This window comes from Brucella thiophenivorans, assembly GCF_002252445.1.
Taxonomy (GTDB): domain Bacteria; phylum Pseudomonadota; class Alphaproteobacteria; order Rhizobiales; family Rhizobiaceae; genus Brucella; species Brucella thiophenivorans.
On the sequence record NZ_NNRJ01000044.1, the window covers coordinates 1 to 9,757 of the forward strand.

The window sequence follows — 9,757 nt, forward strand, 5'->3', positions numbered from 1 at the left end:
ATATTCTGGCTCGGAAAGCAATGAGTCCTGAGCCTAGTGTTTAGTGTCGGCATTGGCATGGCGGCAAGTGTCATAAATCCGCACTCAATGTCATATGGATACGACCGTTTGCGTTTCATCGTTCCAACGTTCATTGGGGACACGATCCGCGTTCGCTCTACTATCATAGAAAAGCGGGATCATAAGCGGCCGGAACAGGGGCTCGTGGTTGAGCAGGTTGAAGTTCTCAAGCAGGATGACTCGCTCGCACTGATCTGCAACCACATTCATATTGTGACGAAAAAGGAGGTTTGAGTTGGCCAGACTTTCAGTTCTCAACTGGAATAACCGGCGCGCTACAGCACCAGTTGCAGCGGCCATTGAAGCTTATCGCCGCGATCATCCAGATGTAGAAATCGAGCAGGTTATTCGCCCCTTAAGCGACTTTGAGCATCAGGGTATTGAGCAGGTGGCCAAGACACATGACATCGTCATCTTTGATCACCCTTTTTGCGGCACCATTGCCGCGAGCGAATGTTTCCTGACGCTTGACGACAGGCTGCCTGCGATGACTACTGCTTCAGCGAGCTCGTTCTATATTGGCCCGAGTCTTGAGACTTATCGGTTCGCTGGCAATGTGTGGGGCTTACCAATCGATGGCGCTACCCAGCATGCTTTGGTGCGCAACGATCTTATGGCCAAACTGAATGCAAAACTTCCACAAACATTTGCCGATGTGCTGCAGCTGGGCAGACAGGCTCGAGATCAAGGGCTTTATCTGGGCACGCCTGTAGAAACCCCGCACGCTCTATTGAGCATTTTTGCCTACATGGCAAATTTGGGAAAGCCAGTTGACGCGAGCAATGAAAAGTTGCTGGCGATTCCGGAGGGAAGTTTCACGCAGGCTTACGATGCCGTGCGTGCGGTCCTTGATTTATCGCCGCCGGAATCCCTAGGCTGGAACAGTATAGATCTTCATGAGCAGATGGTCGCACGTGATGATATCGTCTATGCACCACTGGTCTATGGGTATGCCACATATGGCGAGCCGGACAATGTCAATCGCCTTGGCTTTGCAGCTTTTGCCGGAATAGCTATTCCCTATCATGCGGGCACAGCCATTGGCGGTACGGCTATGGGTATTTCGCGTCACAGCGTGCAGCAGGATGCAGCGTTGGCTTTTGCTAACTATATGGCAAGCGATGTCGTTCAGGCAAATCTTGTTGCCGAACACCATGGCCAACCAGGTGGTCACTGCGGATGGACCGATGCGGATATGGATGCTCACTATAATGGCTTTTTCAGTTCCGTTATTTCAACGGTGGAAGGAGCGTGGATCAGGCCGCGCTACGAAGGATATGTTGAATTTCAGCGGTTGGGCGGCGAAGCAATCGCAAGATCTTTAACAAGCGGAGAAGATGCGCTGATTGCCAGACGGCGTTTGCTTGAAATAGGAGGGCTTGAGCGTTGAATCTGATTCAATATTTAGACAAGAATGGCGAACGTGCGGTGGCCGTGGTTATTAAAGATGTTGCCCGTAAAGTGAACGGCTATACATCTGTTTATGCGATTGCCAAGGCATCCGTGTCGGGCAAGGGTATTGAGACCATCGTTAAAGAAGCCGGCCTGGGCGAAAACATTAATTACCTGCAGTTGCTGAATGACGGACGGCTGCTTTCGCCTATCGATCACCCCGATCCTGCACATCTTCATCTTACCGGTACCGGCCTTACCCACCTTGGTTCCGCATCAACCCGCGATGCAATGCATAAGTCCGGAAATGAACCGGACGAAGCACTGACCGACTCGATAAAGATGTTTCGGATGGGACTTGAACAAGGAAAGCCGCTTAGTGGTGAAAAGGGTGTGCAGCCGGAATGGTTCTACAAGGGCAATGGACATTGCTTAGCGGCTCCCGGCTCGGAACTTCGGTCTCCGTCCTTCGCGCTTGACGCGGGCGAGGAACCGGAAATTGCGGGTATTTATATTATCGATGCGGATGGAAACCCTTGCCGACTTGGTTTTGCACTGGCGAATGAGTTTTCCGATCACGTGACTGAGCGAATAAATTATCTTTATCTTGCGCATTCCAAGTTACGCCCATGTTCCATTGGGCCTGAACTGAGGTTGGGTGTGCTTCCAGCGCACGTGGAGGGAACATCACGCATTCTTCGCGATGGAAAGGTCTTGTGGGAGAAACCATTTTTGTCGGGCGAAGACAATATGAGTCATTCGATAGCCAATCTCGAATACCACCATTTCAAGTATAGTGTGTTTCGTCAGCCAGGTGATGTGCATGTTCACATGTTCGGAACCGCTACGCTTAGTGTTGCGGATGGAATTGTTACAAAATTTGGCGATGTTTTTGAGATTGAGGCCGGTGGATTCGGACTACCATTACGAAATATAATTGGCGTTGAATCAGATTATTTCACGCAAGTAATAAATATCGCTTAAGGGCTAAGTCGCCCGAGCGTTCATTTTTGACTGATGCTGAGGCGCATTTGGCGATATACTGCGATGATAGGTTTCGGAGGGAAGGCATCAGCGCAGTTTTTGGAGTTCACGACTTCGGCAACGCGATTCACTAGATCTCGCTTGCGTCCCAGGGTGCTAAACATTCGCTTATGAGTTTTGCAAACTCTAAATACTTGGCATGGCGTGGGGAAGATTGCCTCCACACCATGTGTATCTCGCGCGAAGGACCATCGAAAGAGAGCGGCCTTGCTATGACGAGTTTTTCACGTAAGACGTCTGATCTTACATATAGCGCCGGCAGCAAACTAATTCCCATTCTAGCGGCAACCATTTGCCGTAAGGTATCTAAAGTAGCACCTGCATAGTCGGTAACGAAAGATGCTCCGACCTCAGCACACAGGCGATGCATTTGATTATAAACGTCGCCTGAACGATCCATAGAAAGCAAAGTTTGGCCGTTTAAATCTGACGAATTGATTGATGATTGGCGAGCCAGGGGATGGTCATAGGGCATCACGATTTGGAATGGTTCGCGCATGAGCATCATTGAAGTGAGTTCTGCGTGCTGTGGTTTAGAAGGGATAAGCATGAGATCATGCGCTCCCTCCAAAAGCTTGACGGGCAGATTCTCGATACGATCTTCCCACACCGAGAGCCGCAGATCAGGATATTTCTTTCGAAGTTTAGGTACCGCAAGAGATAAAACGTAGGCACCCAGTGTCTGCACCACACCCATCTGGAGTGTTCCTGAAAGCTGTTCATTCTTGGTGCCGCGTGCGATTTCCCGAATATCTTCTGTCTGCGCAATTATCGCGCGAGCCCTTACGGCTATTTCCATACCAATCGGCGTCAGAAATACGAAGGACCGACTGCGCTCAACCAACTGCACCTGCAACCGTTCTTCAAGTTCTTTAATCTGTGCGCTCAAAGTCGGCTGCGTCACATTACAAAGGGCCGCAGCTTTGCTGAAGCTTAGCGTGTCTGCAAGGGCAATGAAGTATCGAAGCTGATGCATTTTTGGCATAGAGAATGCTTATAGATTTTACCTATGAGCTTCAATCAAAATAACAATTTTCATTATAAATCGATCCATGGTCAATTGTGGCAACTGATGAATTTTCATGGATAATATATGAATCACGATGACGCCGCTCCGGCAGGCAACCGTTATGCTGGATACGTCGCTTCGGCATTGGCATTAATTTTGACAGCTTATTTTCTTGGTTCGTTAAGCGCGGTCCAAGAGGGTGAGACTATACGATATAACTTGCAGTGGGTGCCCTCATTGGGTGTCGGCTTAAATTTTATGATTGACGGCCTTTCATTGATTTTTTCGGTATTAATTGCCGGGATTGGAACGTTGATATTTCTCTATGCCACTGGCTACATGGGCAATCATCGGCACTTTATCCGCTTCATTTTATATCTGTTCACTTTTATGCTTTCGATGCTCGGCTTAGTCTTGGCAAGTGATCTCATAACGCTTTTCGTGTTCTGGGAGCTTACAAGCGTCACATCCTATTTGCTCATCGGCTTCAATCACAATGATCCGGCGGCTCGCCGAAATGCGCTACAAGCGATGCTAATAACGGCTGCGGGTGGTTTGGCGCTGCTAGCTGGCTTCATACTGATAGGTAACGTCTCTGACAGTTATGATCTTGCTGTGATTTTGCAGGATGGCAATATTAAAGACAGTAGCCTTTACCACGGAATATTAATTCTAATTCTTCTGGGTGCGTTCACAAAGTCTGCACAGTTTCCATTTCATTTTTGGCTCCCTAACGCCATGTCTGCTCCGACGCCGGTATCAGCCTATCTCCATTCAGCAACGATGGTGAATGCAGGGGTTTATCTGCTCGCAAGATTGCATCCCGCTCTGGGCGGCACCTTGGTCTGGACAGTTGCTTTGACCACAGCGGGAGCAATTACGGCGGTGCTGGCTTCGATACTGGCGTTTCGTCAGACGGATCTTAAGCAAGCATTGGCTTACACCACGCTTATGGCACTTGGCGTCATAACATTAATGTTGGCCGGAAATTCCAGCTATGCGTTGACCGCTGCGGTGACATTCCTTGTCGTTCATTCTTTATATAAAGCTGCACTTTTCATGGTTGTAGGATCGATAGATCATGGAACTGGGACGCGGGACATTCGCAGGCTTTCAGGGTTAGCGAAGGCGATGCCGTGGACTGCTACGGCAGGAGTTTTGGCGGCAGCATCCATGGCAGGACTACCACCATTCCTTGGTTGGATAGGAAAAGAATTGTTATATGCAGGCTCCTTAACAATGGATGCCGCGCCTCTTGTGATCGTAAGCCTGGTGGCGTCGAATGCTTTAATTTTTGCAATTGCCGGCATCGTTGGGCTAAAGCCGTTCCTCAAGCAATCAAGTCAGACTCCGACAAAGTCGCATGAAGCAGGTCTGACCATGCTAGCTGGACCGCTCGTACTAGGTTTGATGGGTTTAGTTGTTGGATCGTTTTCCCAAAGCCTTATCGGGTCAATTGTAGAAGTCACAGTCACGGAAAGTCTCGCCCGCGAAAAGGCAGCGGAGCTGACACTTTGGGCAGGATTTAATCTGCCGCTCGCCTTAAGTGCGATGACGTTCTCGTTGGGAGCTATCCTATACTTAAAATCTAACAAAATCCGGCCTTTTGTAGATAGACTTGCCGCCTGTTTCCCGGACTTCGACAGACTTTGGGATAAGTTTCTCGACGGTTTCCGATCATTTGCTGCATTTCAAACGCGCCTTATTCAGCCCGGAGAATTGACGATTTATCTTCGCAACGTTTTCTTGGCTTTAGCGCTAGCTAGCCTTACAACGTTGATGTTGAAGCGACCATCCATATCAGTGGATCTATCAGCTCCACCTTTTATTTGGCTAATCGCATTATTTACGGCAGCTGGTGCATTACTGGCAGTTACAACGAAGTCTCGTATCGCCGCTATTTCTGGTATTGGTACGATGGGAGTAGGTGTCGCTCTCATTTTCATATTCTTCGGTGCACCAGATGTCGCAACGACCCAATTGATGGTAGAAGTGCTTGCGGCTGTCATGTTTGGCATTGCAGCATTGAGGCTACCGAGGATCGTTGAAAAACGGAGCTTTCCGAAGCGATTATTTCACGCCTGCATTGCATGTGTGATTGGCGGGACTTTTTCGCTCACGCTCCTCGCTATCTCGGCCAATCCGCTCGATCGGCATATTACCGCGTTCTTTGAACAGAACGCCTACGCACTCGCGCATGGTTTGAACATCGTGAACGTCATTCTTGTCGATTTCCGCGCACTCGATACCTTTGGCGAGATTACGGTCGTCTTGCTCGCAGCAGTAGGTGCTTATTCGCTTTTGACGCGCCGGACGAAGAAGAGAAAAACATGAATTCGTTGATCCTTAGAACAGGCGCAAGATTGCTCACTGCCTTATTTCTCCTATTTTCGCTTTACGTTTTGCTAAGAGGCCACAACGCACCTGGTGGCGGCTTTATTGGTGGGTTAATAGGCGCTGCCGGATTTACGCTTTATGCTTTTGCAACAGGTACTGCGCAAGCACGCTCCGCCCTCAAAGTTGACCCTCAATCTGTCGGTGCAATTGGGATGGGCGTTGCACTCATTGCGGGATTGTTCCCGGCGATGTCTGGCGGCAGTCCGTTTACGGGGCTTTGGCTCACTATAGGCAATATACCAATCTCGACCGTTCTCTTATTTGACATTGGCGTTTACCTCGCCGTTTTTGGAGCAATCCTCACACTTGTTTTTGGTCTCGAGGAGATGCGCTCATGAGTACCGTGCTCGCTCTTCTTGCAGGTTTCCTTCTAGCCGTTGCAATTTATCTGATGCTTTCGGGTAATTTACTACGTTTTTTGTTCGGCCTTCTTCTTCTCTCTAACGGTGTCAATATTGCAATATTCTCATCGGGGCGGCTCAACCTCGGCACACCACCTTTACTTCAACAATCTGGAGGCCTGCCAGACGTAACGATGGCAAATGCGCTCCCTCAGGCTCTTCTTTTAACAGCGATCGTCATTGGCTTCGGGTTATTTGCGTTTGCCCTTGCTCTCACCTTGAGAGCCTATCGCAGCTTTGGACATTTGGAAGTTGACGAAATGAGAGCCGCCGAGCCGAAGGAAACCCATCAATGAGCTGGGTTCTTTCTCTTCCAATCCTGATACCTATGGCATCAGCAGTTTTGACATTCCTTGCACGCAACAATCGTTGGGGCTCGTGGATTTCGATACTCGGCTCTTTATTGCTGCTGGTGAGTTCAATCGTCCTTTTGATAAAAGTAAGTGAAAATGGCATAATTTCAGCTCAGATGAGTGGTTGGAGCGCTCCTTTTGGAATAACTCTTGTTGCTGATCATCTCACCGCAGCCATGGTTCTGATTACTGGAATTATCGGTGTTGCAGTCTCCATTTTCGCTAAAGCTGAAATTGGTCAGAAGTCGCAACGTTTGGGATATCACGCCCTTTTTCAGACACTCCTCGCCGGTGTAGCCGGTGCCTTTCTGACTGGAGATTTGTTTAATCTCTACGTTTGGTTCGAAGTGATGCTCATTTCCTCTTTTGGCCTTTTGGTTATTGGTGGACGGAGAGAGGCCATTGATGGTGCGGTCAAATACGTAACGCTTAACCTAATCTCGACGGTTTTCTTCCTTGCAGGCGCGGGGTTATTATATGGTGCAACAGGAACATTGAACATGGCTGATCTGCGTGGCGCTGTTGCGAGCGCTCCAGATCAAAACCTCATGTCAGTGATTGCGGTGTTGTTTATGTTTGCCTTTGGCCTGAAGGCAGCCGTGTTTCCATTATTTTTCTGGCTCCCCGCATCTTATCATACGCCTCACTATTCGGTATCGGCTATTTTTGCGGGTCTCTTAACCAAGGTTGGCGTGTATGCGTTAATTCGGACGTTCACTCTAATTTTTGTTACCGACGTTGGTTTCACCCATACCATACTCTTATGGGTTGCTGTGCTTACGATGCTGACGGGCGTATTGGCGGCTGCAGCACAAAGTGATTTCCGAAAAATCCTGTCATTCCATATTGTTAGCCAAATAGGGTATATGGTGCTAGGGCTGGCTTTGATGACACCTTTGGCGCTTGCTGGAGCCATTTTCTACCTGGTTCACCACATCATCGTGAAAGCAAATCTGTTCTTGATTGCAGGCATCTCCGGCAAAATTACTGGAAGCTCTGATTTATATAAAATCGGAGGTTTATATAAGTCTGCGCCATTGCTGGCGTTCCTGTTTCTGATACCAGCCTTCTCACTCGCTGGCTTCCCGCCTTTATCGGGGTTTTGGGCGAAATACCTTCTTGTAAAAGCGTCATTGGATATTCAGCTCTGGCTCGTCTCAGCGATCGCCCTGTTAGTCGGATTACTCACAATATTCTCGATGACAAAAATATGGGCTGAGGCCTTTTGGAAGGATCATACACACGGAGTTGAGCCGTCACTGTCACAGTTGAACCCGCGACAGCGTTTTTACGTGCTTACGCCAGTGATTGTATTGGCGGCTATGACGGTTCTTATAGGGCTGCAGCCAGAACCTTTTCTCAAATTTGCAATGGTTGGTGCCAACCAGCTTCTAGACCCCGAAGCCTATGTGCAAACTGTTTTAGGAGCTAGATCTCAATGATGATTTTTGCGTTGAATATCGTTCTATCAATCGTTTGGTCAGCGCTTTGGAACAGCTTTTCCGTAGCGATGCTGGCATCAGGATTCTTAGTTGGCTACATGGCATTGTGGTTGTGCCGCGGTTTGATAAGCTCCGCTGGGTACGTGGGTTATTTTCATGCACTGCCTCAAGCAATTGTTTTAGCAATATACTTTATAAAAGAGTTGGTGCTGTCATGTATCAATGTGGCGAGAGATGTTATTGCACCGAGCCCAAGATTAAATCCTGCTATTGTAAAAATGCCATTGGATGCCAAAAGCGATTTGGAAATATTCTTGGTAGCAAATCTAATCTCGCTCACGCCAGGAACTCTAACTCTGGATGTAGCGCACGATAAAAGCTTTCTCCTAATTCACTCGATATATGCAGGCGATCCAGATGCGCTCGTGGCGGAGCTGAAATCCGGCATGGAGTATCGTATCAGGAAGGTTTTTCAGCCATGACAGCCTCAGACTTTATGAATTTATGCGTGAAAATCAGTATGTGGATGGTGGTTTTATCGCTGCTCATCGGATTTGCACGCCTCCTAAAAGGACCATCGCTCGCTGATCGCGTGTTGTCTCTGGATATGCTTACTGCTTTAGTCATCGTCTTTTGCAGTCTTTATGCCATCCAAACGGAAACCGCTGCTTATCTTGATATCGCTATTGCTTTGGCACTTGTCAGCTTCATATCGGTCGCCGCGTTAGCGCGATATGCGTCTCGTCAAACGAGAAGGAATAGCTCCGATGATTGAAATAATAGTGGCTGCTTTCGCGCTGACTGCGGGGGCTTTTTCTCTCATTGCTGCTTTGGGTATATGTAGATTTCCTGACGCACTTTCACGTATGCACGCTGCTTCGAAAGTGGGAACATTTGCTGCGAGTTTAGCACTTATTGCGGCTGCAATTCACATTGGAACCGTCAGTGCCGCGACAAGATCTTTATTAGCGATTGTGTTCTTACTCCTTACGGCACCAATCGGTGCGCATCTGTTGGGACGCGCAGCAGCATGGCGTTCATATCGGTTAACATCCGAAGAAGGTGATAATTCAAAACGCAGAAGAAGTGATCTCGATTTAAAAGTGAGAAAATCATGAACCTCAAATACCCGATCGCGGCATTGGGAATAATGATTGGTCTGAATGCCTATCTCTCTGGTAGACCAGTTCCCGTGGAGCATTACACCAACAACCATGAACATAGAAAGATTATGCTTAGCAAATGCGCTGAGGGTCAGGAAAGGGGAAAGAATTGTGATAATGCGCGTATGGCGGAGCTTATTGTTAACAAAAAATCCCAAAGCTTTTAATTAACATATTTTTCAACGCTTTTAAGATTGTATATTGTTATTTTAATTAGTGCCAGAAAAGGCGGGTTATACCTTCCCCGCTCTATCGTTGGCAAATAAGATAGTTCATGAACATCAATTCCGCATGTTGCTAACCATGAGAAATTGTCACGGTCTTTACATGAGTAAAACCATATAAGGCTTCGAAACCCTTTTCACGACCATGTCCAGATTTTCCGACGCCGCCAAAAGGTAGCTCTATACCTCCGCCAGCGCCATAATTATTGATAAAGACTTGACCCGGCACCGTTACGTTAATCAAAGCGTAAACATCAGCAGCGATAATAGGG

Annotated in this window: 12 protein-coding genes; 10 read left to right on the plus strand and 2 right to left on the minus strand. The window is 48.0% G+C overall.

What is annotated here, in order from left to right:
• Nucleotides 1-295: 295 nt before the first annotated feature.
• Together CEV31_RS13220 and araD1 are read left to right on the plus strand one after the other, a co-directional pair.
• Nucleotides 296-1,450, plus strand: a complete 1,155-nt coding sequence (locus CEV31_RS13220; RefSeq protein WP_094507539.1) for an ABC transporter substrate-binding protein — start codon at nucleotides 296-298, stop codon at nucleotides 1,448-1,450.
• Between the two features lie 5 nt (nucleotides 1,451-1,455).
• Complete coding sequence (gene araD1 / locus CEV31_RS13225; RefSeq protein ID WP_268876354.1) at nucleotides 1,456-2,436, plus strand: AraD1 family protein; 981 nt, start codon at nucleotides 1,456-1,458, stop codon at nucleotides 2,434-2,436.
• Nucleotides 2,437-2,566: 130 nt separating this feature from the next.
• Here the strand turns inward: araD1 and CEV31_RS13230 are convergent, their stop codons facing one another.
• Nucleotides 2,567-3,481 carry a LysR family transcriptional regulator gene (locus tag CEV31_RS13230; RefSeq protein WP_094507541.1) on the minus strand — a complete coding sequence of 305 codons (915 nt, stop codon included), beginning with the start codon at nucleotides 3,479-3,481 and terminating at the stop codon, nucleotides 2,567-2,569.
• 108 nt (nucleotides 3,482-3,589) lie between these two features.
• Here CEV31_RS13230 and mbhE point away from each other — a divergent pair, with 108 nt between their 5' ends.
• From mbhE to CEV31_RS13270, 8 genes are read left to right on the plus strand one after another with little or no spacing between them, the layout of a single operon-like run.
• Nucleotides 3,590-5,839, plus strand: a complete 2,250-nt coding sequence (gene mbhE, locus CEV31_RS13235; RefSeq protein ID WP_094507542.1) for a hydrogen gas-evolving membrane-bound hydrogenase subunit E — start codon at nucleotides 3,590-3,592, stop codon at nucleotides 5,837-5,839.
• On the plus strand, nucleotides 5,836-6,240 hold the full coding sequence (locus tag CEV31_RS13240) for a Na+/H+ antiporter subunit B (protein WP_094507543.1): 405 nt from the start codon (nucleotides 5,836-5,838) through the stop codon (nucleotides 6,238-6,240). The genes mbhE and CEV31_RS13240 overlap by 4 nt, the downstream gene beginning before the upstream one ends.
• Nucleotides 6,237-6,599, plus strand: a complete 363-nt coding sequence (locus tag CEV31_RS13245; protein WP_094507544.1) for a Na+/H+ antiporter subunit C — start codon at nucleotides 6,237-6,239, stop codon at nucleotides 6,597-6,599. Before CEV31_RS13240 ends, CEV31_RS13245 begins: the two co-directional genes overlap by 4 nt.
• Nucleotides 6,596-8,098 carry a Na+/H+ antiporter subunit D gene (locus tag CEV31_RS13250; protein WP_094507545.1) on the plus strand — a complete coding sequence of 501 codons (1,503 nt, stop codon included), beginning with the start codon at nucleotides 6,596-6,598 and terminating at the stop codon, nucleotides 8,096-8,098. The genes CEV31_RS13245 and CEV31_RS13250 overlap by 4 nt, the downstream gene beginning before the upstream one ends.
• Entirely contained in the window at nucleotides 8,095-8,580 is a 486-nt protein-coding gene (locus CEV31_RS13255) for a Na+/H+ antiporter subunit E (RefSeq protein ID WP_094507546.1), read from the plus strand. The genes CEV31_RS13250 and CEV31_RS13255 overlap by 4 nt, the downstream gene beginning before the upstream one ends.
• On the plus strand, nucleotides 8,577-8,873 hold the full coding sequence (locus tag CEV31_RS13260; protein ID WP_094507547.1) for a monovalent cation/H+ antiporter complex subunit F: 297 nt from the start codon (nucleotides 8,577-8,579) through the stop codon (nucleotides 8,871-8,873). Before CEV31_RS13255 ends, CEV31_RS13260 begins: the two co-directional genes overlap by 4 nt.
• The gene (mnhG, locus tag CEV31_RS13265; protein ID WP_094507548.1) at nucleotides 8,866-9,216 is read left to right on the plus strand and encodes a monovalent cation/H(+) antiporter subunit G; all 351 of its coding nucleotides are present in this window, start codon (nucleotides 8,866-8,868) and stop codon (nucleotides 9,214-9,216) included. The genes CEV31_RS13260 and mnhG overlap by 8 nt, the downstream gene beginning before the upstream one ends.
• On the plus strand, nucleotides 9,213-9,428 hold the full coding sequence (locus CEV31_RS13270; protein WP_094507549.1) for a hypothetical protein: 216 nt from the start codon (nucleotides 9,213-9,215) through the stop codon (nucleotides 9,426-9,428). The genes mnhG and CEV31_RS13270 overlap by 4 nt, the downstream gene beginning before the upstream one ends.
• A gap of 130 nt (nucleotides 9,429-9,558) precedes the next feature.
• Here the strand turns inward: CEV31_RS13270 and CEV31_RS13275 are convergent.
• Nucleotides 9,559-9,757, minus strand: a 199-nt coding sequence (locus tag CEV31_RS13275) for an aldehyde dehydrogenase family protein (RefSeq protein WP_143850947.1), incomplete at its 5' end; no start/stop codon positions are given.

Coding starts and splice junctions, on each gene's coding strand:
- CEV31_RS13250 (WP_094507545.1), top strand. CDS start 6,596: ATGAGCTGGGTTCTTTCTCTTCCAATCCTGATACCTATGGCATCAGCA.
- CEV31_RS13270 (WP_094507549.1), top strand. CDS start 9,213: ATGAACCTCAAATACCCGATCGCGGCATTGGGAATAATGATTGGTCTG.
- CEV31_RS13260 (WP_094507547.1), top strand. CDS start 8,577: ATGACAGCCTCAGACTTTATGAATTTATGCGTGAAAATCAGTATGTGG.
- CEV31_RS13240 (WP_094507543.1), top strand. CDS start 5,836: ATGAATTCGTTGATCCTTAGAACAGGCGCAAGATTGCTCACTGCCTTA.
- CEV31_RS13255 (WP_094507546.1), top strand. CDS start 8,095: ATGATGATTTTTGCGTTGAATATCGTTCTATCAATCGTTTGGTCAGCG.
- mbhE (WP_094507542.1), top strand. CDS start 3,590: ATGAATCACGATGACGCCGCTCCGGCAGGCAACCGTTATGCTGGATAC.
- CEV31_RS13245 (WP_094507544.1), top strand. CDS start 6,237: ATGAGTACCGTGCTCGCTCTTCTTGCAGGTTTCCTTCTAGCCGTTGCA.
- mnhG (WP_094507548.1), top strand. CDS start 8,866: ATGATTGAAATAATAGTGGCTGCTTTCGCGCTGACTGCGGGGGCTTTT.
- CEV31_RS13230 (WP_094507541.1), bottom strand. CDS start 3,481: ATGCCAAAAATGCATCAGCTTCGATACTTCATTGCCCTTGCAGACACG.